Origin of the sequence: Phytohabitans sp. LJ34 (assembly GCF_052068095.1) — a bacterium.
In the GTDB taxonomy this organism is placed as follows: domain Bacteria; phylum Actinomycetota; class Actinomycetes; order Mycobacteriales; family Micromonosporaceae; genus Phytohabitans.
Genome location: NZ_JBQHDG010000012.1, coordinates 83,777 through 105,450 on the forward strand (window position 1 = coordinate 83,777; position 21,674 = coordinate 105,450).

17 protein-coding genes are annotated in these 21,674 nt (G+C 71.6%); 8 read left to right on the forward strand and 9 right to left on the reverse strand.

Annotated features, from left to right (window positions below; translation table 11 throughout):
• Nucleotides 1-10 precede the first annotated feature (10 nt).
• Nucleotides 11-1,372 (reverse strand): extracellular solute-binding protein, encoded by a 1,362-nt coding sequence (locus ACTMTJ_RS21900; RefSeq protein ID WP_441219407.1) that lies wholly within the window; start codon nt 1,370-1,372, stop codon nt 11-13.
• A 196-nt stretch (nt 1,373-1,568) separates the two neighbouring features.
• Between ACTMTJ_RS21900 and ACTMTJ_RS21905 the strand changes: the two genes are divergently transcribed.
• Nucleotides 1,569-3,155, forward strand: coding sequence for an MFS transporter (locus tag ACTMTJ_RS21905; RefSeq protein ID WP_441219409.1), 1,587 nt, complete (start codon nt 1,569-1,571; stop codon nt 3,153-3,155).
• A 580-nt stretch (nt 3,156-3,735) separates the two neighbouring features.
• Here the strand turns inward: ACTMTJ_RS21905 and ACTMTJ_RS21910 are convergent.
• From ACTMTJ_RS21910 to ACTMTJ_RS21935, 6 genes are all read right to left on the reverse strand, one after another.
• Nucleotides 3,736-5,061, reverse strand: coding sequence for an FAD-binding oxidoreductase (locus ACTMTJ_RS21910; RefSeq protein ID WP_441219411.1), 1,326 nt, complete (start codon nt 5,059-5,061; stop codon nt 3,736-3,738).
• 25 nt (nt 5,062-5,086) lie between these two features.
• Nucleotides 5,087-6,577, reverse strand: a complete 1,491-nt coding sequence (locus ACTMTJ_RS21915; protein WP_441219412.1) for an FAD-binding oxidoreductase — start codon at nt 6,575-6,577, stop codon at nt 5,087-5,089.
• A gap of 65 nt (nt 6,578-6,642) precedes the next feature.
• Nucleotides 6,643-7,062 (reverse strand): SgcJ/EcaC family oxidoreductase, encoded by a 420-nt coding sequence (locus tag ACTMTJ_RS21920; RefSeq protein ID WP_441219414.1) that lies wholly within the window; start codon nt 7,060-7,062, stop codon nt 6,643-6,645.
• Between the two features lie 21 nt (nt 7,063-7,083).
• On the reverse strand, nt 7,084-7,956 hold the full coding sequence (locus tag ACTMTJ_RS21925; protein ID WP_441219416.1) for a phytanoyl-CoA dioxygenase family protein: 873 nt from the start codon (nt 7,954-7,956) through the stop codon (nt 7,084-7,086).
• Between the two features lie 5 nt (nt 7,957-7,961).
• Nucleotides 7,962-8,231: a phosphopantetheine-binding protein gene (locus ACTMTJ_RS21930; RefSeq protein WP_441219418.1), complete on the reverse strand. Its 270-nt coding sequence runs from the start codon at nt 8,229-8,231 to the stop codon at nt 7,962-7,964.
• Between the two features lie 177 nt (nt 8,232-8,408).
• Nucleotides 8,409-9,590 (reverse strand): acyl-CoA dehydrogenase family protein, encoded by a 1,182-nt coding sequence (locus ACTMTJ_RS21935; RefSeq protein WP_441219419.1) that lies wholly within the window; start codon nt 9,588-9,590, stop codon nt 8,409-8,411.
• A gap of 239 nt (nt 9,591-9,829) precedes the next feature.
• On the opposite strand from ACTMTJ_RS21935, the gene ACTMTJ_RS21940 reads away from it, so the two are divergent.
• Genes ACTMTJ_RS21940 through ACTMTJ_RS21970 form a run of 7 tightly spaced genes read left to right on the forward strand, consistent with a single transcriptional unit; the run spans nt 9,830 to nt 20,123 of the window.
• On the forward strand, nt 9,830-10,978 hold the full coding sequence (locus ACTMTJ_RS21940; RefSeq protein WP_441219421.1) for an epoxide hydrolase family protein: 1,149 nt from the start codon (nt 9,830-9,832) through the stop codon (nt 10,976-10,978).
• Between the two features lie 2 nt (nt 10,979-10,980).
• The gene (locus ACTMTJ_RS21945) at nt 10,981-11,898 is read left to right on the forward strand and encodes a cyclase family protein (protein WP_441219423.1); all 918 of its coding nucleotides are present in this window, start codon (nt 10,981-10,983) and stop codon (nt 11,896-11,898) included.
• Between the two features lie 13 nt (nt 11,899-11,911).
• The gene (gene metK, locus ACTMTJ_RS21950; protein ID WP_441219425.1) at nt 11,912-13,069 is read left to right on the forward strand and encodes a methionine adenosyltransferase; all 1,158 of its coding nucleotides are present in this window, start codon (nt 11,912-11,914) and stop codon (nt 13,067-13,069) included.
• Between the two features lie 9 nt (nt 13,070-13,078).
• Nucleotides 13,079-16,195: a non-ribosomal peptide synthetase gene (locus ACTMTJ_RS21955; RefSeq protein ID WP_441219427.1), complete on the forward strand. Its 3,117-nt coding sequence runs from the start codon at nt 13,079-13,081 to the stop codon at nt 16,193-16,195.
• Nucleotides 16,196-16,206: 11 nt separating this feature from the next.
• The gene (cmdF, locus tag ACTMTJ_RS21960; RefSeq protein ID WP_441219429.1) at nt 16,207-17,808 is read left to right on the forward strand and encodes a tyrosine 2,3-aminomutase; all 1,602 of its coding nucleotides are present in this window, start codon (nt 16,207-16,209) and stop codon (nt 17,806-17,808) included.
• Nucleotides 17,805-19,340, forward strand: a complete 1,536-nt coding sequence (locus ACTMTJ_RS21965; RefSeq protein WP_441219431.1) for a 4-hydroxyphenylacetate 3-hydroxylase family protein — start codon at nt 17,805-17,807, stop codon at nt 19,338-19,340. Before cmdF ends, ACTMTJ_RS21965 begins: the two co-directional genes overlap by 4 nt.
• A 9-nt stretch (nt 19,341-19,349) precedes the next feature.
• Nucleotides 19,350-20,123 carry an SDR family oxidoreductase gene (locus ACTMTJ_RS21970; RefSeq protein ID WP_441219433.1) on the forward strand — a complete coding sequence of 258 codons (774 nt, stop codon included), beginning with the start codon at nt 19,350-19,352 and terminating at the stop codon, nt 20,121-20,123.
• An 84-nt stretch (nt 20,124-20,207) separates the two neighbouring features.
• Here ACTMTJ_RS21970 and aroF read toward each other — a convergent pair whose 3' ends face one another.
• Together aroF and aroH are read right to left on the reverse strand one after the other, a co-directional pair.
• Nucleotides 20,208-21,236, reverse strand: coding sequence for a 3-deoxy-7-phosphoheptulonate synthase (aroF, locus tag ACTMTJ_RS21975; RefSeq protein ID WP_441219435.1), 1,029 nt, complete (start codon nt 21,234-21,236; stop codon nt 20,208-20,210).
• Nucleotides 21,237-21,280: 44 nt separating this feature from the next.
• On the reverse strand, nt 21,281-21,670 hold the full coding sequence (gene aroH / locus ACTMTJ_RS21980) for a chorismate mutase (protein WP_441219437.1): 390 nt from the start codon (nt 21,668-21,670) through the stop codon (nt 21,281-21,283).
• Nucleotides 21,671-21,674: the final 4 nt, after the last annotated feature.

Genomic DNA, 21,674 nt, shown 5'->3' on the forward strand with positions numbered 1-21,674 from the left:
GATGCGGGTGTCAATCCACGACGAACCGGCGCGGGCCGGGTGGCCCCGGCCGCTCGCCCAGGCAGTCGGCGTTGTACTCGTCGAGCAGGCGTTGGGCGTCCGCGGAGGCGTTCGTGAAGCTGCGCAGCGGTTCCACGCCACGCACGAGGACGTCCTCCATCGCCTGGGTCATCACGCCCTGGATGCGCGGAAACTCGCCGAGCAGCGCACCCCGCGCGGCCGGCGAGCCGTCGGTGGCCAGCAACTGGTCGATCGCCACCCGCTGGTGCGGCCGCTCGTCGAACCAGCCCTCGCCGTGCAGCAGGTCGATCGCGGTGGTGGTCACCGGGATGAACCAGGTGGCCTTGTGCCGTTCCGCGGCCGCGTGCGGCGCGAGCAGGTGCTGGAGGAACGCGAGCGCCCCGTCCTGTACCGCCGGGTCCGGGCTGTCGGTGAGCCAGATGGCGTCGCCGCCGACGATGTTGCCGGCGTAGCGGACCTCGCCGTTGTGCGGCATCCGGCCGACGGCGACTCCGAAGCCGCGGTCGCGGCCGGCCTGGATCAGCCACTCGGCCTCGACCGACGAGCTGAGCACGAACGCGACCCGCTGCTCGGCGAACGCGACGAAGTTCTCTTCCCAGGCCCGGCCGGTGTTGTCGCCGTACGCCTGGCCGCCGATGTAGTGGTAGATCCCGTCCTGGTGCAGGCCGCGCCACCACTCGGCGAACGCCACGAGCTCGGGCGCCGCGAGGTCCACCCGCTCGGCGCGGCCCTCCCGCCCGTTGGCGTGGTCGGCGAGCAGACCACCCTGCTGCGCCACCGCCTGCTGGAAGATCCAGCCGTGGTTGGGCCAGGTGATCGCCGCCCGGCCGGTGTGTGCCAGGACCGCCTTGCCGGCGGCGGTCAGCTCGGCCCAGGTGGTCGGCAGTTCGGTCACCCCGGCGGCGGCCAGCAGGTCGGTGTTGGCGTAGAGCAGCGTGGTCGAGACCAGCGGGGGAGCGGCGAGCAGCGTGCCGCCGGCCGAGTAGTAGCCGCGCGCCGGCGCGATCACGTCGCCCGTGACGACCGGTTCGCCCAGCACCCTGGTACGCCCGTCCAGCGCGGTCTCAAGTGGACGGATCAGCGGCGCGCCGCCCGGGCCGCGCATGTCGCGGGCCAGCTGCGTCGAGGTGTGGAAGTACTGCACCAGGGCGGGCGCCTCACCGCGGCGCGCCGCCGCGTCGACATCCGCGGGCAGGGTCTTGTAGCTGGACTCCCGGACCCGGACCTCGTAGTCGGGGTGCGCCTCGTGGAAGCTCGCCGCCAGCGCCCGGATACCACCCAGATAGTCGGGCACGGCGGGGTAGCTGGGTAGCCAGACATCGATGACGGTGCGCGCGTGGTCCAGCCTCATGTGACGGTCCTCCGGGCGGGCGGCGGGGGTCGCCAATAGGGTGTCCGCCGCCCGGCGGGCGGTTCATCTCCCGGCGTGCTCCGGCCGGGCACGCGCGGTGAACTGCGCACGAAGGAAGTCGTGGATGGATGTCGAAATCCAGCGGCCGGCTCCGACCCCCAGTTGAAGGGCTTAATGCCGAGAAGGGACTGACGACATGGACAACTCCGCGTCTGCGCCGCCCGCGGACCTGGCGGGGCGCAAGGAATGGATCGGGCTGGCGGTGCTGGCGTTGCCCGCGATGCTGGTGGCGATGGACATCGGCGCGCTGTTCCTGGCACTTCCGCACCTCAGCGCCGACCTGGGAGTCTCCGGCGTCGAGCAGCTGTGGATCATAGACATCTACGGCTTCCTGCTGGCCGGCTTCCTGCTCACCATGGGCACGCTGGGCGACCGCATCGGGCGGCGCCGGCTGCTCATGATCGGCGCCACCGCGTTCACGCTCGCGTCGATCCTCGCCGCGTACGCGAACTCCGGCACCACGCTGATCATCGCGCGGGCGCTGCTCGGCGTCGCGGGCGCGACCCTGTCGCCGTCGACGCTCGCGTTGATCACCAACATGTTCCGCAACGAGAAGCAGCGCGGCATCGCGATCTCGGTCTGGGCGGCCTGCCTTTTCGGCGGCACCGCGCTCGGCCCGATCGTCGGTGGCGTGATGGTCGACCACTTCTGGTGGGGTTCGGTCTTCCTGCTCGGCGTGCCGTTCATGATCGTGCTGCTGGCCACCGGCTTCGTCCTGCTGCCGGAGTACCGCGACCCCAACGCGGGCAGGTTCGACCTGCTCAGTGTGGTGCTTTCGCTGGCCTCGATCCTGCCGATCGTGTATGGGGTGAAGGAATTCGCGGCCGGTGACTCCGACAACCCGGCCCTGGCGGCCGGCGCGATCGCGGTGGGCCTGGTGATCGGCGCGATCTTCCTACGCCGCCAGTCGCGGCTGGAGCATCCGCTGATCGACCTGAGCATGTTCCGCAACGCCTCGTTCAGCGGCGTGCTGGTCACGATGATGTTCGCGTCCGCCGCGCTGGCCGGCATCAGCCTGATGAGCACGCAGTACATCCAGAGCGTCGAGGGCCTGTCGCCGGCGGCGTCCGGCCTCTGGCAGGCACCGACGGGCCTGGGCATCGCGATCGGCACCGGGATCACGCCGATGCTGATGAAGGCCCTCAAGCCGGCCACCGCGATCATGATCGGCCTGACGATCTCGGTCGTGTCGATGCTGCTCCTCACCCAGGCGGGCAGTTCCGGCTGGCTTGTCGCGATCGTCGTCCTGGTCGCGATCGTCGCGCTCGGCACGGGTCCGTTGTTCACCTCGGGCACCGGGATGGTGGTCGGCTCCGTCCCGCCGGAGAAGGCCGGCTCGGCCGCGTCGCTGTCCGAGACCAGCAACGTGTTCGGCTCCACGCTCGGCCTCGCGCTGCTCGGCAGTGTCGGCGCCGCCGTGTACCGCAACCAGATGGCCGACGCACCCCTCAACGACGTGCCACCCCCGGTGGCGGAGGTCGCCCGGGAAAACGTCGCCTCGGCCACGGCGGCGGCTGACTCCCTGCCACCCGCGGCGGCCGACAACCTCGCCGACACCGCCGGCGAGGCGTTCACCACCGCGATGAACGTGGTCGCCTGGGCCGACGCGCTCCTCATCCTCGGCCTGATCGTGCTGGTCGCCCTGACGGTCCGCGGCAAGCGCGGCCAGCAGCCGGCCGAAACGCCGCAAGCCGAGGCCGTACCCACCACAGGCACCGCGTAGACCACCGCTTTCCGGTCCGCCCGCGACGCGGGCGGACCGGAAGGCTTCCCACGGCCACCGTTGAGGTTCCCTCGACCAGGTTTCCCGGGTGCGTGTCAGCTGCGGACCGCTGCTCCCGCCGGAGACCGCTGCGGCCGGCGGCTCGCCAGGGCTCGCCGAGACCCCCGGCCTCCGCTGCCAGCTCCGCGCCGCAAGCCCACATGGCGTAGGTCCGCGGCAGCTGCGAACCCGCTGCGAGGCAAGCCATGATCATTGGCTGGCGGGCACGTCCTCCACGATCCTCGCTGACGCTCGCCGCAGGCCCTGCCCGCGGTCCGTGGTGGGGTCGGGACGTCGAGATCTAGGAGACTTGGGGTTGAAATAGCGCCCTAACTCTCCTAGATCTGGAATCTCGCCTCGCGCACACCGCCGCGGTGGTTACTCGCGGCAACGAAACCCCTGTTGCTTTCCCAGATTGCCGATCCCGCAGCGGGCATTGTGGACAAACGTCGACCACCAGCCGGTGGCGCGCAGAAGTGAGCGCGACCAGCGGCGGACGGGTGAGGCCGCGGGAGCAGCGGTCTGGACAGATAGCCCCTCTTCAGAGGGCTGTCGAGCCGGGGCTGGCGTCGCCGCGGAAGATGCCGGTCGGGTCGACGCGAGCGCGGACGTGGTCGGCACGGTCCACATCGGACGGAGCTAGGTGGCGTTGGGGTTGGCGCCAGCTCTCCACGAAGGTTGGCGCTGTGCGGCCGGTGTCCCAGGGTGCGAGTGCCGAACGGATCACCGCGCAGTGTTTCTCGATCACCGCGGCCGCCTCCGGGCTGTCGGGGATCGCGTTGCCGAGGTACGAGTAGTCGGCCGCGTAGTGGTCGAGCGCCCCGCCGTCCGGGTGTGGCACGGCCAGCGCGCCGCCGAGCTGCCGCAGCTCCGCCGTGACCAGCGGCGAACCCGAGGTGGTCAAGTCGAGGAAGGTGGCCTGCCCGCGTGCGTCGAGGGCGCCGAGGAGCATGTGGTCGCCGACGATGGGCAGCGGCTCGTCGGGGCCGAGCTGGGCGCGCACCACCTCCGCCGCCGTGCACGGCATCCACACGTCGACCACCGGCTCGGCCACCGCGCGGAGCTGGGTGAGCAGGTCGGCGAGCCCGCCCGTCGCCTCGCCCACCTCGGTCGCCGCCACGCCAATCATCGTCCCGCTCTTGAGCTCGGGCGGCACGATCGGTACGTCGGGCAGGTTGAGCACCTGGAACGCGCTGGTCACCGCCCACGGTGCGGCGTTGGCCCAGCGGGTCCAGCGGTCGAGGAGCGCTTCGGCGTGCCGCGCCGGCCAGTACGCCGAGCCGGTGACCACCGGCCGGGCCGGCGACAGGCGCAGCTCGACCGCGACCACCACGCCGAAGCCGCCACCGCCGCCGCGCACGGCCCAGAACAGCTCCGGGTCGTTGGCCGCGTCGACCCGGCGCAGCTCGCCGTCGGCGGTGACCAGCTCGACCGCGGTCACGCTGTTGACCGCGAGCCCGGTCTCCCGGCCGTAGACGCTGACGCCGCCGCGCAGCAGGTAACCCACCACGCCCACGTCGGCCGACGAGCCGTGCGGCGCGGCCAGGCCGTGCGGTGCGGCCGCGTCGACCACGTCGCCCCACCGGGTGCCGGCCGGGACGCGGGCGGTACGGGCGACCGGATCGATCTCCACGCCGCCGGCGAGCTCCGTGCGCAACAGGAACGCCCCGTCCATCGGCCGCGCGGCCGCCGCGCCGTGACCGGTGCTGTGCACCCGCACGGTCATGTGGTGCGACCGGGCGTACGCGATCGCGGCACGGACGTCCTCGACGGTGCGGACCGTCCGCGCCGCGGCCGGGTGTGGGCGGCCGTGGAGGTTGAACACCTGGGTGGCTTCCTCGTAGCCCTTGTCGTCCAAAATGGACACGTCGCGTTCCTCCTCTGTGGACGGCTCAGTCGGGCAGCCGCACCGACAGCGCGTGCCGGAACACGTCGCGCGGGTCGTAGCGGAGCTTGACCCGCTGGAGCCGGGGATAGTTGTCCTTGAAGTAGAGGGTGTGCCAGGGCACGCCGGAGGTGTTCCACTCTGGATCGGCGAGGTCGACGTCTGGATAGCTGATGTACGAGCCGTCGCTCACCTCGCCGGCCACCGGCACACCGCCCGTCTCGGCGTAGACGTCCCGGTACATCGCCCGCACCCACGCGATGTTCGCCGCGTCGTCACCGGGCGACTGCCAGGCGCCGGCGCTGTACGAAGCCTTCACCACGCTGTCGCGCTGGGCCGCGGCGGTCGCGTCGGGCGCCACCGCGTTGACCTGACCGCCGAACGCGGTGAGCACGATGCCCGCCGCCGGGTTGGCGTAGTCGGGGTCGGCGAGGTAGCGGTAGAGCGTGGCCAGCTGCTTGTCGGTGTAGCCCGCGCGGAGGTACCCGGCCTTGTTCTTGTAGCGCCCCCGCGGATCGCTGGGCCAGCTGTAGGAAGGCATCCAGCTCGCCATCCAGTCGACGACGTCTTCCGCGTCCGTGTGCGGGGTCAGGCCGGTGCCGTCGACGATCGCGTCGAACTGGTCGGCGAGCAGGCCCGACGCGCCGCTGACGGCGTCGTCGACCACCGCGGTCAGCGCGACCATGTCGGCCGAGCGGTGCATGACGATGAGGTTGCTCCACAGCTGGGTCGCGGGCGCGCCGACCGCGCTGTTGCGCTCCAGCCAGCCGCAGTAGTTGGCGAGCAGCCGGGGCAGCGTGGTCTCGTCCATCGCATCCCACGACCACAGCACGTCCCGCCGGCGGATCCGGCGGGGCGCGGCGGGCAGGAGCCGGGCGGGGTCGTCGCCCTCGGTGCCGGGGCTGCGCAGCCAGAACCGGGTGACCACACCGAAGCTGCCGCCACCCCCGCCGGTGTTGGCCCACCAGAGGTCGTGGTGCGGGTCGTCGGGATCCCGTGTCGCGACGACCGCGCGGGCTCGGCCGCCGTCGTCGACGACGACCATCTCCACCGCGTACAGGTGGTCGACGACGAGGCCGTCGCGGCGGGAGAGGTGGCCGTAGCCACCGCCGGTGATGTGGCCGCCGACGCCGACCTCGAAGCAGGTGCCGCCGGGGATGGTGACGCCCCAGCGGTCGTGCAGCGCGGGGTACAGCGCGCCGAGTGTCGTGCCGGCCTCCACCATCACCGCCCGCCGTGCCGGGTCGTAGGCGATCGCGTCCATTTTGGACATGTCGATCAGCAGCCGGACGTCGGGCGCGGCGAAGAAGTCTTCGAAGCAGTGTCCGCCGCTGCGTACGGCCACCCGTCGCTCGCCGGTGACGGCCTCTTGGACGGCGGCGACCACCTCGTCGGTCGTCCGGACCTGCCGGACGGCGTCAGGTTGGCCGGTGAACCGGTGGTTGTAACCCTCGACCAGGGCCGCGTAACGGGGGTCGTCGGGCAGGATGTCGGTCATGCGGTCGGTCCCTCCGTGCGCGACCGGCCGCCCGGCCGCACATGCGCCGGGCGGCCAGGGATCGTCTAGTTGGTGCCGATCGGGGTGTTCTGGTAAGCGGTGACTCGCCATTCGCCGGCCTTCTTGGCCAGGATCCACATTGCCCGGATGGCGCGCTCCGGCGACACCTCGGTCTCGCCGGGCGCCAGCACGCCGCCCTTGGTGATGAGCACGCACGCCTCGGCGCCCAGGAACTTCACGGAGATCGGCTCGCCGTGCACCTTGGTGCCCTTGTAGGGGCCGGCGTACCCGCGCGCCATGAAGGCCTCGATGCCGTCGCGGCCCTCGACGAAGACGCCGCCCGGCAGGATCATCGTGGCGTCGTCGGTGAACACCTTGGCGAACGCGGTGGCGTCGTTGTCGGCCCAGGCGGCGATGATGCGCCCCGGCACCTCGGCGACGGCCGCCATCTGCTCCGGCTGGACGCTCGTGTCGGAAATGGTCATGCTGACACCTTTCTCTGCGGGTCAGGCCCGCACCGGGGTCTCCCGCAGCGCCGGTTCGGCGTGCGGGTCGGTGAGCAGGATGTGGGGGTCTTCCATCTCGTACCAGCCCACGCCGGGCGGGCACCGGTCGTAGCCGAGGAGCCGCTGCACCTCCTCGGGCAGCGTGCGCACGACGTCGCGCGGCACGGCGAGGAACTGGTTTTCCTCCTGGCGCAGGTTGCCCAGGTCGTACGAGACCGTGAGGCTCGTGCGCGGCTTGTCGGAGACGTTGCCGCCGCCGCCGTGGTAGACGCCGCCGAGCCAGAGCAGCCCGGACTTCGCGGGCATCGCGGCGGGGATCGCCTCCGCGTACCGGGGCGCGCGCTCGTCGTCCCAGTGGTGGCTGCCCGGGATCACCAGCGTGGCACCGTTTTCGGCGGTGAACTCGCTGAGTGCGAGCATGAGCTGCACCCGCGAGGTCGGCCCGGGGTGCCGGCGCAGGTGCAGTGAGTCGTCCCGGTGCAGCGGCTGGCGGCCCTGGCCGGGATCGATCTGGATAGCCTGCGTCGCGCTGATCTGGATGTTGGGCGTCATCTCGATGCGGGCCTGACCGACCCACATGTGTACCGGCTTCTCCATGATCCGCCGCGCCGCGCCGAGGTAGAGCGGCTGGAGGAAGACCGGCGTCAGGTGGGTGGTGCGGCGAAACAGCGACGAGACCCGCCGGGTCTGGTGGCCGTCGTAGCCGCTCTTGCTGTAGCGCGTGCCGTCGAGCAACGGGCCGAGGTCGGCCCAGAGGCCCTCGAACGTGGCGTCGTCGACGAAGTTCTCGATGATGATGCAGCCGTCGCGCTCCAGCACCTCGACCACGTCGTCGAGCGGGGCGTCGGGCTGCACACGGACGAAGTCGACCATCTCGGCTACCTCCCCAGCGTCTGAGCCTTCGCGACGATGTCGCGGGTGAACGTGGCCAGGTTGGGGTCCTCGAAGAGATCGCCGAGGTCCACCTGGACGCCGATCTCCTCCTGCACACGGGCCACGATCCGGACCGCTGAGATTGACTGCCCGTTGAGCTCGAAGAAGGTGGCGCCGTCCTCGCCGGGCGGCACGTCGAGCACGTCCCGCCAGATCGACGCGACCTGGTTCTCGATCTCGGCGACGCTCAACGCGCGGGTTTGGTCGATCGGCATGGGAGTCCCTCCCGATGTAATGTGATGGGTGTCGATTCGGGCCGGCCGGTGAATGCGGCGACCCCCACGCATATGATGTCGGTGAATTCGCCGAATGCGTTCTCCGCTATTGCGCTATTAACCTCGACATCGGAAAAGCGCGGCGGGGCCCCACGCGGGCCCCGCCGCCATCTTTTTCTACAGGTACTGCGTATTGGGCCCGAGGCCGCAGAGGATCCGGCCGTAGAGCTCGAGGTTGGTGTTCGGGTGCATGATCGCGTGCAGGTTGACCGTCTGCACGTCGCGTTCGATCCGCTGGATCGGCACGTCCTTGTAGATGGAGGAGCCGCCGCTGGCGGTGTTGAGCACGTCGACGGCCTCCTTGGCCGCCTGGCAGGTCGCGCCGAGGTCGAGCCGGGCCCTGGCGCGCTCCTCCAGCGTCCACTCCGCGCCCGCCTTGCCCTTGCTGTCGACGCGGTCGGCGGCCCGCAGCGCGTGGAACTCGGCCTGGTCGAGCTTGATCTGCGCGCTGGCGACCTGAAGGTGGGTCAGCGGCGCCTGGCTCTGGTCGGCGTAGTCGGTGTAGGTGATCTTGCGACCGGGCAGCCGCTCGAAGAACGCCTCCTTGCCGGCCTTGGCCAGCCCGTACGCCGTGGCGCCGACGGTCGCGCAGGCCACCGGCATGAACGGGCCGCGCCACATGGTCGCCGTCGGGTGCTGCTGAAGCGGGTGCTGGCCCATGATGATCGGCACCATCGGCAGGACCCGCTCCTTGGGCAGGAACACGTCCTTCGCCACCGTCGAGACGCTGCCCGAGCCGCGCAGGCCCGAGGTGTGCCAGTCGTCGACGACCATCAGGTCGGACATCGGGATCAGGGTCAGGATCGGCTCGTGACCGCCGTCGGGGGTCGCGAGCACCGCCGCGTTGGCGTTCCACTGGCTCTGCGTAGCGCCGGTGTTGAACGCCCACTTGCCGTTGAGCACGTAGCCGCCGTCGACGGGCACGGCCATCGCGGTCGGGCTGAGGATGCCGCTGATCCGCGTCGACGGGTCGCCGAAGACCTCCTGGCGCACGGCGTCAGGAAAGAGGCCGGTGATCCAGCTGCTGATGTGCCAGACCGCGACGGTCCACGCGGTCGAGCCGTCGCCGCGGGCCAGTTCGGCGATGACCTCGACGACGCTGCGCGTGTCGGCCTCGTAGCCGCCGAACTCCTCGGGCACCCGCATCCGCAGGATGCCGGAGTCGCCCAGGGCCGCCACGACGTCGTCGTGCAGGCGGCGGTTTTCCTCGCCCCACTGGGCGTGTTGGGCCAGCAGGGGCACCAGCTCCGCGGCCCTGCGCACGAGATCGGCGCGGGGCGGAGCATCGGTGATCGACATCGGTCCTCCTCGAAGGGGCTGTTTTAGCGCGCGAACTGTGCGCCGGAAGTCACGGCGGACGCCCACCTGACCCTGGCACCACCGGTGGTGGCGCGCATCTTCCCCCGTGCGTTTCTCGATCGCGCAGCGATATCGGCGACCGGCGCAATCTGAAAGGTGCGCTCTTCTAGCTGGCGCAGGGATATTGACTTTTGTCTCCGCATCTGTCGCGTCCCCAGACGGCGAAGGGAATTCACCCAATGGAACGGTTCCGTGTAGAAATCCCTCAGGAGGACGTGGCGGACCTGCGTCGCCGGCTGAGCGGCACGCGATGGCCGGCGCTCTTCGACGCGGGGTGGGACCGGGGCGTACCGACCGACTATCTGCGCGAGCTCGCCGCCTACTGGCGCGACGAGTTCGACTGGCGGGCCGCCGAGCGGCGGATCAACGCGGTGCCGCAGTTCGTCACCACCATCGACGGCGCGACGGTGCACTTCCTGCACGTGCGCTCGCCGCACCCGGACGCCGTGCCGATGATCGTCACGCACGGCTGGCCGGGCTCGGTGACCGAGTTCCTCGACGTGATCGGCCCGCTGACCGATCCGGTCGCGCACGGCGGCGACGCCGCCGACGCGTTCCACCTGGTCATCCCGTCGATGCCGGGATTCGGCTTCTCCGGACCTTTGCCGGCGCCCGGATGGAACAACCTCCGGGTCGCCCGCGCCTGGGCCGAGCTGATGCGGCGGCTCGGCTACGAACGGTACATCGCGCAGGGCGGCGACTTCGGTGCCGGCATCTCGTACGCGCTGGCCCAGGTCGACGCCGACCACGTGCTCGGCCTGCACCTCAACACGCTGGTGACCACTCCGGCGGCGGACGGCTCGGACGCGCTCGACGACGAGGACCGCTGGCGGCTGGCCCGCTCGAAGCGATTCCTCGACGTGCTCGCCGGCTCGATGAAGCTCCAGGCGACCCGGCCGCACACGGTGGCGTACGCGCTGACCGACTCGCCGGTCGGGCAGCTCGCGTGGATCGTCGAGAAGTTCAAGGACTGGGCCGACACCGGGAAGGCGCCCGAGGACGCGGTCGACCGCGACAAGATCCTCACGATCGCCTCGATCTTCTGGTTCACCGGCACGGCCGGCTCGTCCGCGCAGTTCTACTACGAGACCGTCGACTACCTGCCGATCTCGACGAGCACCATCCGGTACGCCCCGATCCGCCAGCCGCTCGGCGTCGCGGTGTTTCCCGAGGGCGTGTTCCTGCCGATCCGCCGCTTCGTCGAGCGCGACTTCCCGACGCTGGCGCATTGGTCGGAGTTCGACCGTGGCGGGCACTTCGCGGCCCTGGAGGAGCCCGACCTGTTCGTCGGCGACGTGCGGGAGTTCGCCCGTATCGTGCGGGGCTGACGGTGACCGACTTCCGGGTGGTCGGTGAGCGGCTGCGCAACTGGGGCCGCTGGGGCGACGACGACGAACGCGGCACGGTCAACCTCATCACGCCCGAGCGGCTCGCCGCCGCCGGTCGGCTGATCCACAAGGGACGGATATTCGACCTCGGCATCGACCTCGACGGCACGGGGCCGCAGAACGGCCGGTTTCGCATCAACCCCGTGCACCTGATGTCAGAGACGGGTGCCGAGCAGGTGTTTCCCGGCGGCTTCCGCTACGCCGACGGCTACCTGTTCATGCCGATACAGGCGTCGTCGCAGTGGGACGCGTTGGCGCACGTCTTCTACGACGGCCTGTTGTACAACGGACATCCGGCCGACGAGCTGACGGTCAAGGGCGCGGCGCGATGCGGGATCGACAAGCAGGGCAAGGGAATCGCCGGCCGCGGCGTGCTGCTCGACATCCCGGCTGTGCGCGGCGTCCCGTGGCTCGAGGCCGGCGAGGTGATCACGCCGGACGACCTCGACGCGGCAATCGCCGCGCAGGGCGGCGTGTCCGTCGGCGCGGGCGACATCCTGCTCGTCCGCACCGGGTGGCGGCGCAAGTTTCTGGAGCAGGGCCAGGAAGCCGGATTCATGGCCGGCGAGCCGGGTCTCGGGCTGGCCAGCTGCCAGTGGCTGCGCGACCGGGACGTCGCCGCGGTGTGCGCCGACAACTGGGCGGTCGAGGCGCTGCCGGGCGAGGACCCCGGCGCGTTCCTCGCCGTGCACATGGTGCTGATCCGCGACATGGGCATGACGCTCGGCGAGATCCTCGACTTCGAGGAGCTCACCGAGGACTGCCGGGCCGACGGGCGGTGGGAGTTCTTCTTCGCGGCGCCGCCACTCAAGATCACCAGGGCCGCCGGCTCGCCGATCAACCCGCTCGCCATCAAGTGACCTGGGAGACTTCATGGGACGCCACATGTTCACGTCCGAGTCGGTGACCGAAGGTCATCCCGACAAGATCGCCGACCAGATCAGCGACGGGATCCTCGACGCCCTGCTGGCCCAGGACCCGCGGAGCCGGGTGGCGGTCGAGACGCTCATCACCACCGGCCAGGTACACGTCGCCGGCGAGGTGACGACCGCCGCGTACACCGACATCCCGGCGATCGTGCGGGAGACCGTGCTCGGCATCGGGTACGACTCGTCGCGCAAGGGCTTCGACGGAGCCTCCTGCGGCGTCAGCATCTCGATCGGGGCGCAGTCGCCCGACATCGCGCGCGGTGTCGACCAGGCCGGCGCCGCGCAGGGCGCGGGCGACCAGGGCATGATGTTCGGCTTCGCGTGCACCGAGACGCCCGAGCTGATGCCGCTGCCCATCGCACTGGCACACCGGCTGGCGCGGCGGCTCACCGCCGTGCGCAAGGACGGCACGATCCCGTACCTGCGGCCGGACGGCAAGACGCAGGTGACGGTGGAGTACGACGGCCGGCGCCCGCTGCGCGTCGACACCGTCGTCGTGTCCGCCCAGCACGCCGCGGACATCTCGCTGGAGTCGCTGCTCACCCCCGACGTGCGGGAGAAGGTCGTGCTGCCCGAGCTGGCGGCGCTCGACCTCGACACGGCCTCGTTCCGGTTGCTGGTAAACCCGACCGGGCGCTTCGAGATCGGTGGACCGATGGGCGACGCCGGGCTCACCGGCCGGAAGATCATCGTCGACACGTACGGCGGGTACGCGCGGCACGGCGGGGGAGCCTTCTCCGGCAAGGACCCGTCCAAAGTGGACCGTTCAGGTGCGTACGCGATGCGCTGGGTGGCGAAGAACATCGTGGCGGCAGGCCTCGCCGAACGCTGCGAGGTCCAGGTCGCCTACGCGATCGGCGTCGCCGAGCCGGTCAGCCTGTCGATCGACACCTTCGGCACGGAGACGGTGGCGCCGGAGCGCATCGGCGCGGCGGTCACCGACGTCTTCGACCTGCGGCCGGCGGCGATCATCCGCGACCTCGACCTCATGCGCCCGATCTTCCAGGACACGGCGGCGTACGGCCACTTCGGCCGGGAACTGCCCGCGTTCACCTGGGAGGACACCAGCCGGGCCAAGGATCTCCTCTCCGCCGCGGGCTAAGGGGTACGAATGTCCACGGACGTCCAGTACGGCCTCTGGTTTCTCGACCGCCTGACGCCCGCGTCGCCGGCCTTCCACCACACCCGCGCGTACCGGATCTCCGGTCCGCTGGAGGTCGCCGCGCTGCGGGCCGCCTGGAGCGCGCTCGCCGACCGGCACGAGGTCTTGCGCACCCGCTTCGACGCGGTCGGAACGCCGGTCTTCGACGCGGCCGTCCCCGATCTCTCCATCGTGGACGTGTCGATCGTCGGGCGCCACGGTGAGCAGGCGGTGGAGCGGTTCGTCGCCGACCAGGCGGCGGCTCCGTTCGCCCTCGACAGCGGCCCGCTAGCCCGGCTGTCGCTGGCCCGGTTGGCCCCGCTGCGGCACCTCCTGGTGCTCGTCGTGCACCGGATCGTCGCCGACGAGCGGTCGATGTGGACGCTCGTCGACGAACTGGGCCAGCTCTACGCCGCGGCGCTGGGCGGCGAGCCCGCCGATCGCGTGTTCGCCGCGCCCGCACCGCGCTGGTCCGACCACGCTCGGCCGGCCCGCGGGGTCGAGGCCGCCGCCCGCCGCGCCGAGCGGTGGTGGCGCAAGGCGAGCGCACCGGCGCCGGTCGAGCTGCCGACCGACCGCGACCGTGGCGCCGCCGCCGACTGGCGGGCCGGTGTGGTTCCCTTCGACTGGGGCGTCGAGCTCGCCGACCGGATCCGCGGGCTTGCCGACGCCGCCGGCACCCGGCCGCTGGCCGTGGTCCTCGCCGCGGTCCTGGCGGTGCTGGCCCGCTACAGCGGCGAGTCCCGGATCGCGGTGGCGACGCCGGTCAGCACCCGGGGCGCCGACACGCCCACCGGGCTTGTCGGCCCGCTCGACAACCTCGCGCTCGTCGACGCCGACCTCGCCGCCACCCCTACGTTCCGGGAGCTCGTCGCGCAGGTGGCCGGGCGTCTCGATGCCCTCGGCGACCACCGGCACCTGCCGTTCAGCCGCCTTGTCGAGACGCTCGGCGCGCCCCGCGACCCGCGCACGGTCCCGCTCGTCGACGTGCTCGTCGCGCACCTCGACGACGATCCGGCCGGTCTGCGGGTCGCGCACGCCACCGCGACCCGCCAGGAGGTCGACCCGACCGCGACGGTCGCCGACCTCGAACTGCGGGTACGGACCGTACCGGCGGTGACCGGCACGCTCGCGTACCGCGCCGAGCTGTTCGACGAGGGGTCGGTGGAGCGGATCGCCGACCAGCTGCTGACGGCGCTCACCGCCGGCGTGGCCGACCCCGAGTCGCCGCTGGCCGAGCTGCCGCTGGACGACCCGGCGCGGGCCGCCACCGCGCTCCGTACCGGCGACCGGATCGCCGCGGGGCCACCCGCGGGCGTACCGGTGCACGAGCTGGTCCGGCGGATCGCCCGGCGGGCCCCGGACCGGCCGGCCGTGGTCTGGGAAGGCGGCGGCCTGAGCTACGCGGGCCTGTGGCGGCGGGCCGAGGAGATCGCGGCGGGTCTCGTCGCGCGGGGCGCGTCCGGCCAACCGGTGGTGGTCCGCGTCCCGTCCGGCCCCGACCAGACCGCGGCGCTGCTCGGCGTGCTGGCCGCGGGCGCACACGTCTGCTGGCTCGGGACCGGCGACCTCGGCGGGCGCGGCCGGGCGATCCTCGCCGACCTGAAACCGGCCTGCTTGCTGGTCTCCGGCGATCCCGACGACGACGAGGTGGCCCGCTGGGCCCGCACCGACCTCGACACCCCGGCCTACGACGTCGCCACGCTCGTCGAGGCCGGGCCGCTGCCGCCGGGCGACCCCGGCGCGACCGCGTACGTCGCGTACACGTCGGGATCCACCGGCCGGCCCAAGGGCATCGCCCAGCCGCACTCGGCGTTCGGCCAGTTCGTGAGCTGGCTCGGCACCCGGTTCGAGATGGGCCGGGACGCCCGTGTCGCGCAGTGGGTGGCGGCCGACCACGACCCGGCGCTCTGCGAGGTGTTCGCCACCCTCGTCGCCGGCGGCACACTGTGCCTGCCCACGCCGGCCATCCGGCTCCACGCGGAGAAGCTTCTCGACTGGATGGCCGCGGAGGAGGTCACCCACCTGCAAACCGTGCCCAGCTTCGCGCGGGAGCTGCTGCGCGCGCTCGGCGGCCGCACCGGCGAGCCGATGCGGGAGCTGCGCCACCTGCTGCTGATGGGTGAGGCGCTGCCCGGCGCGCTTGTCGAGCAGCTTCGCGCCGAGCTGCCCGGCGCGGCACTGTCCAATATCTACGGTCCAACGGAGACGATCGCGGCGACGTGGCATCCGGTCGACTCGACCGTCGAGGGCACCACGCCGATCGGCCGGGCGATCCCGGGCCGCCAGGTGCTGGTGCTCGACGAGGAGGACCGTCCCTGCCCGGCCGGCGTGACCGGCGAGATCGTGATCCGCAGCCCGTTCGTGGCGGCCGGCTACCTCGGTGTCGAGGGCACGGCGGCGGCGTTCGCCCCGGTGCGCGGGCTGCCGGGGGTCCGGTGCTACCGGACCGGCGACCTCGGCCGCTGGCGCTGGGACGGCGCGCTCGAGTACCGGGGCCGCCGGGACTTCCAGATCAAGGTGTACGGCGTCCGGCTCGAGCTGGGCGAGGTCGAGGCGGCGCTCCAGGCCCACCCGTCGGTGCGAGAGTGCGGCGCGGTGCCGGTGCGCGGGCCGGACGGGCTCGTCAACCGGCTGGACGTGTACGTCGTGCCGGTCCGCCGCGGCGAGGGCGCGTCCGAGGTATGGCGGGCGCACCTGCGCGAGCGTCTGGGCAAGGTGGTGCCGGTCGTGTTCCGCACCGTGCACGGCCGGCTCCCGCGCAACGCCGGCGGCAAGGTCGACCGGCGCCGCCTGCCCGAGCTCGCCCCGGTGGCGACGGCCGGCGCGGCGGCGCCGCTGACCGGCACCGCGCAGGCCCTCGCGTCCCTGTGGGCGCGGGTGGTCGGCGGCCCGCCGCCGGGCCTCGACGACCGCTTCTTCGCGGCCGGCGGTCGTTCCGCGCAGATCCCGGTCCTGCTCCACCACGTGTCCGAACGGTTCGGCGTCGACGTGCCGATCCGCGACTTCTACGCCAACCCGTCGCTGCGCGCCTTGGCCGCAGCGGTCGCCGACGCACAGGTCCATCAGGCACCACGGCTTCGATGAGGTGAGGGAAAGTGACCACGACCGAGACCACCGTCCTGCTGGACGGCGAGACCCTGGACATCCCGGGTGTTCGCCGGATCGCCGACGACGACCGGCCCTGCGAGGTGGCACCCGCGGCGCTCGCGCGGGCCGCCAAGAGCCGCGCGATGTTCGAGGACATCGTCCGCCAGGACATCCCGGTGTACGGGGTGACCACCGGCTACGGCGAGATGATCTACATGCTTGTCGACCCCGCCAAGGAGGTCGAGCTCCAGACCAACCTCGTGCGCAGCCACAGCGCCGGCGTCGGGCCGCTCTTCAGCCGCCGCGAGTCGCGCGCGATCGTGGCTGCCCGCCTCAACGCGCTCGCCAAGGGCCACTCCGCGGTCCGCCCCGACGTGCTGGAGCGGCTCGCGCTCTACCTCAACCTGGGCATCACGCCGGCGATCCCGGAGATCGGCTCGCTCGGCGCGAGCGGCGACCTGGCCCCGCTCTCGCACGTGGCGTCCACTGTGATCGGTGAGGGGTACGTGCTGAGCGGCACCAGCAAGGTGCCGACCGCGACCGTGCTGCGCCGGCACGGGATCGAGCCGCTGGAGCTGCGTTTCAAGGAGGGCCTCGCCCTGATCAACGGCACGTCGGCGATGACCGGCGTCGGCGCGCTCGTGGTGGACCAGGCGCTGATCCAGGTACGCCAGGCGGAGATCGTCACCGCGCTGGTGGTCGAGGCGCTGCGGGGCTCGACGAGCCCGTTCCTGCCCGAGGGGCACGACATCGCGCGGCCGCACCAGGGCCAGATCGACACCGCCGCGAACCTCCGCGCGCTGATGCGCGGCAGTCTCTCCACTGTGGAGCACAGTGACCTGCGCAAGCAGGTGGCGGCCACCAAGGAGGAGGGCAAGGACGTCACCCGCACGAACGTGTACCTCCAGAAGGCGTACTCGCTGCGGGCGATCCCGCAGATCCTCGGCTCGGTGCGCGACACGCTCGCGCACGCCACCAACAAAATCCACATCGAGCTCAACTCGGCCAACGACAACCCGCTCTTCTTCGAAGGCCAGGAGATCTTCCACGGCGCCAACTTCCACGGGCAGCCGGTCGCGTCCGTGATGGACTTCGTCACGATCGCGCTGACCCAGCTCGGCGTGCTCTCCGAGCGCCAGTCCAACCGGCTGCTCAACCGCCACCTGAGCTACGGCCTGCCCGAGTTCCTCGTCGCCGGCGACCCGGGGCTCAACAGCGGCTTCGCCGGCGCGCAGTACCCCGCGACCGCGCTGATCGCGGAAAACCGCACCATCGGGCCGGCGAGCACGCAGAGCGTACCGTCCAATGGGGACAACCAGGACGTGGTCAGCATGGGCCTGATCGCCGCCCGCAACGCGCGCCGGGTGCTGCGCAACAACGACACCATCCTGGCGCTGGAGTACCTGGCCGCCGCGCAGGCCGTCGACATCTCGGGCCGCTACGGCGACCTCAGCCCGGCGGCCCGCGCGACCTACGACCACGTGCGCTCGATGGTGCCGACGCTCGACCGCGACCGCTACATGGCAGACGACCTGGAGACGGTCACCGCCGCCCTGGCCCGTGGCGAGTTCGCCGACGCCGTCCTGCCGCACGTGGGTCAGCTGCGATGACCCGGCCGTTCACCGGCGCGGAGTACATCGACAGCCTGCGCGACGACCGGGAGATCTACCTCTACGGCGACCGGGTCAAGGACGTCACCACGCACCCGGCGTTCGCCAACGCGGTGCGGATGACCGCGCGGCTCTACGACGCGCTGCACGACCCGGCGCAGAAGGAGGTGCTGACCGCGCCGGTCGACAGCGGTGGCGAGGGCTTCACCCACCGGTTCTTCACCACGCCGTACAGCGCGAGCGACCTCGTGGCCGACCAGCGCGCGATCGCGGCGTGGGCCCGGATGAGCTACGGCTGGATGGGGCGCAGCCCGGACTACAAGGCGTCGTTCCTCGGCACGTTGGGCGCCAACGCCGACTTCTACGGCGAGTACGCGGGCAACGCGCGGGCCTGGTACCGCCGGTCACAGGAGCAGGTCCAGTTCTGGAACCACGCGGTCGTCCACCCACCGGTCGACCGCAACCGGCCGCCCGACGAGGTCGCCGACGTGTACGTGCACGTCGAACGCGAGACGGACGCGGGGCTCGTCGTGAGCGGCGCCAAGGTGGTCGCGACCGGATCGGCGCTGACCCACTACAACTTCATCGCCCACCACGGCATGCCGGTGAAGAAGCGGGAGTTCGCGCTGATCGCCACCGTGCCCATGGGCGCCCGCGGGATGAAGCTGATCTGCCGGCCGTCGTACTCGGCGACTGCCGCGGTGATGGGCAGCCCGTTCGACTACCCGCTCTCGTCCCGGCTCGACGAGAACGACACCGTGCTCATCCTCGACAAGGTCGAGATCCCGTGGGAGAACGTCTTCGTCTACGGCGACCTCGGCAAGGTGCAGATGTTCGCCGGGCGCTCCGGCTTCACCGAGCGGTTCACGTTTCACGGCATGACCCGGCTGGCGGTCAAGCTCGAGTTCATCGCCGGCCTGCTGGCCAAGGCGCTGGAGCTGACCGGCACCAAGGACTTCCGTGGCGTGCAGAGCCGGCTCGGCGAGGTGCTCGCCTGGCGCAACCTCTTCTGGGCGCTCTCGGACGCGGCCGCGCGCAACCCGGTGCCCTGGGTCAACGGCGCGGTGCTGCCGAACCCGCAGTACGGCCAGGCTTACCGGTGGTTCATGCAGGTCGGCTACCCCCGCATCCGCGAGATCATCATGCAGGACGTGGCGAGCGGGCTCATCTACATCAACTCCAGCGCGGAGGACTTCAAGAACCCGGAGATCCGGTCCTACTTGGACACCTACCTGCGCGGCTCGAACGGCAGCGACGCCGTCGAGCGGGTCAAGCTGATGAAACTGCTCTGGGACGCGGTCGGCACCGAGTTCGGCGGCCGGCACGAGCTCTATGAGCGCAACTACTCCGGCAACCACGAGAACACCCGGGTCGAGCTGTTCTTCGCCCAGCTCGCCTCCGGCCAGATCGACGGGTACAAGCGGTTCGTCGAGGAATGCATGAGCGAGTACGACCTCGACGGCTGGACCGTGCCCGACCTGGCGTCGTTCGCACACCTGCGCGCGGCGCGCGACGATCTCACGACCACCTGAGGAGGCACGATGTTGCAGGACAAGGTAGCGGTCGTCGCCGGCGTCGGCCCAGGGCTGGGCCGGGCCATCGCGTTGGCCTGCGCCCGCGCCGGTGCCGACGTGGTGCTGGCCGCGCGCAGCGAGCCGGTGCTCGCCGACGTCGCGAAGGAGGTCGAGGCCCTGGGCCGGCGCGCGCTGCCGGTGCCGACCGACCTGACCGACGACTCGGCGGTCGACGCGCTGGCGAAGGCCGCGGAGGACAACTTCGGCGGCGTGGACGCGTTGCTGTTCAACGCCTTCGCGGTCCCGACCTTCGAGGAGCTGGTCGCGATCGATCCCGCGGCGATGAAGGCGAGCCTGGAGCTGGACGTCTTCGGCGCGCTGCGCATCACCCAGCGGTTGGCGCCCACGCTGATCGCCCGCAAGGGCGCGATCGTCGTGACCAACGCGATGGTGGTGCGGCAGTCGAAGCCGAGGTTCGGCGCGTACAAGCTGTCGAAGAGCGGCCTGCTGTCGCTGGCGCAGAGCCTGTCGACGGAGCTCGGTCCGTCCGGCGTCCGGGTCAACACGGTGATGCCGAACTACGTCTGGTCCGAGCCACTGCGGGGCTACTTCGCCTACCTGGCGGGGGAGCGCGGGGTGACCGAGCAGGAGGTCTACGACGAGGCCGCCGCCACGCTGGACCTGCGCCGCCTCCCGGAGGCGGCCGAGGTCGCGAACGCGGTGGTCTTCCTGGCCTCGAGTCAGGCCAGCGCCATCACCGGCCAGTGCTTGCACGTCAACGGTGGCGAGCTGCACGCCTGACCGCGCATGAAGCCGCCACGGTGGCTTCGGGTCGATCAGGGAGTTTGGTGGACGCCCACCAGCTCCCTGATCGACAGCAGTGGCTCAGCCGACCGGGACGGTGGCCGGCTCGGGGAGCTGGCGGCCCATGAAGCCGGTCAGGTCGCGCAGGTCGCGCGCCAGCACCGCGAGGTCGTCCGCGATCAGCGCCTGCGGCCCGTCGCACAGCGCCACGCTCGGCTCGGGGTGCACGTCGACCACGAGGCCGTCCGCACCGGCGACGACCGCCGCGCGGCTGAGTGGGAGCACCAGGTCCCGGCGGCCGCCGGAGTGTGACGGGTCGACGATGACCGGCAGGTGCGAGAGGCTCTGCGCCACCGGTACGGCCGAGATGTCGAGCGTGTTGCGGGTGGCGGTCTCGAAGGTCCGGATGCCGCGCTCGCAGAGGACGACGTCGAGGTTGCCGCGCTGCGCGATGTACTCGGCGGCCATCAGCCACTCCTCGATGGTCGCGGACAGGCCGCGCTTGAGCAGCACCGGCTTACCCACGGCGCCCAGCGCCTGGAGCAGCGCGAAGTTTTGCATGTTGCGGGCGCCAACCTGGAGCATGTCGGCGTACTGGGCGACCATGTCGACCTGGTCGGCGTCGAGCACCTCGGTCACGAACGGGAGGCCGGTCTCCGCGCGCACGTCGGCCAGGATCCGCAGGCCCCGCTCACCCAGACCCTGGAACGCGTAGGGCGAGGTGCGCGGCTTGAAGGCACCGCCGCGCAGCAGGACGGCGCCGGCGCGCTGGGCCATCCGGGCCGCGGCGAGCGTCTGGTCGGGCGTCTCCACGGCGCACGGGCCGGCGATCAGCGTGACCGTGTCAGGGCCGATCGGCACGCCGCCCACCCGCACGGCGGAGCGGGCCGGATGGTGTTCGCGGCTGACCAGCTTGTAGCCGGCCGAGATCCGGGTGACGTCGCGGACGCCACGCATGCCGCGGATGTTGAGCCGGGCGAACTGCTCCACGTCACCGACGAGACCGATGATGACGCGACTGATGCCCCGGCTGACGAACGCCTCGCCGCCTGCCGACTCCACGAGGGCAACGACGGCCTGGATGTCCGAGGGCTTGGCATCCGATGCCATGACGACGACCACTGTGTGCCCCTTTCAACCGGGCGGAACGCCCGCTACGAGCGGTGCCCCACGCCCGGAGGCCCTTGGAGGTCCGGACGCAACCGGGTGGCACCGCGAAGATAGACATGCTCCACATCGGATGGTGAACGATCGGTGTGTACGTGTGCCAGGAGCCGGATCACCCGCCGCATGGCGCCCGGGACGGCGATCTCCACGGCGCACAGCAGCGGCACGTCGGCGAGGCCGAGGCCGCGGGCCGCCGCGGCGGGGAAGCGGCTGACGAGGTCCGGCGTCATCGTGAAGAGGACGCTGATGATGTCGCCGGCCGCCAGCCCGTTGCGGCCGATGACCTCGGCCACGAGAAGGCGGGTGCCGGCATCGATCGCGGCCGGATCATCGCGGTCGACCTGGATCGCGCCGCGGATGGCGCGCACGGAGCTCACCATG

Coding starts and splice junctions, on each gene's coding strand:
- ACTMTJ_RS21925 (WP_441219416.1), bottom strand. CDS start 7,956: ATGGTCGACTTCGTCCGTGTGCAGCCCGACGCCCCGCTCGACGACGTG.
- ACTMTJ_RS21905 (WP_441219409.1), top strand. CDS start 1,569: ATGGACAACTCCGCGTCTGCGCCGCCCGCGGACCTGGCGGGGCGCAAG.
- ACTMTJ_RS21955 (WP_441219427.1), top strand. CDS start 13,079: ATGTCCACGGACGTCCAGTACGGCCTCTGGTTTCTCGACCGCCTGACG.
- ACTMTJ_RS21920 (WP_441219414.1), bottom strand. CDS start 7,062: ATGACCATTTCCGACACGAGCGTCCAGCCGGAGCAGATGGCGGCCGTC.
- ACTMTJ_RS21915 (WP_441219412.1), bottom strand. CDS start 6,577: ATGACCGACATCCTGCCCGACGACCCCCGTTACGCGGCCCTGGTCGAG.
- ACTMTJ_RS21965 (WP_441219431.1), top strand. CDS start 17,805: ATGACCCGGCCGTTCACCGGCGCGGAGTACATCGACAGCCTGCGCGAC.
- ACTMTJ_RS21940 (WP_441219421.1), top strand. CDS start 9,830: ATGGAACGGTTCCGTGTAGAAATCCCTCAGGAGGACGTGGCGGACCTG.
- metK (WP_441219425.1), top strand. CDS start 11,912: ATGGGACGCCACATGTTCACGTCCGAGTCGGTGACCGAAGGTCATCCC.
- ACTMTJ_RS21970 (WP_441219433.1), top strand. CDS start 19,350: ATGTTGCAGGACAAGGTAGCGGTCGTCGCCGGCGTCGGCCCAGGGCTG.
- ACTMTJ_RS21935 (WP_441219419.1), bottom strand. CDS start 9,590: ATGTCGATCACCGATGCTCCGCCCCGCGCCGATCTCGTGCGCAGGGCC.
- ACTMTJ_RS21900 (WP_441219407.1), bottom strand. CDS start 1,372: ATGAGGCTGGACCACGCGCGCACCGTCATCGATGTCTGGCTACCCAGC.
- aroF (WP_441219435.1), bottom strand. CDS start 21,236: ATGGCATCGGATGCCAAGCCCTCGGACATCCAGGCCGTCGTTGCCCTC.
- ACTMTJ_RS21930 (WP_441219418.1), bottom strand. CDS start 8,231: ATGCCGATCGACCAAACCCGCGCGTTGAGCGTCGCCGAGATCGAGAAC.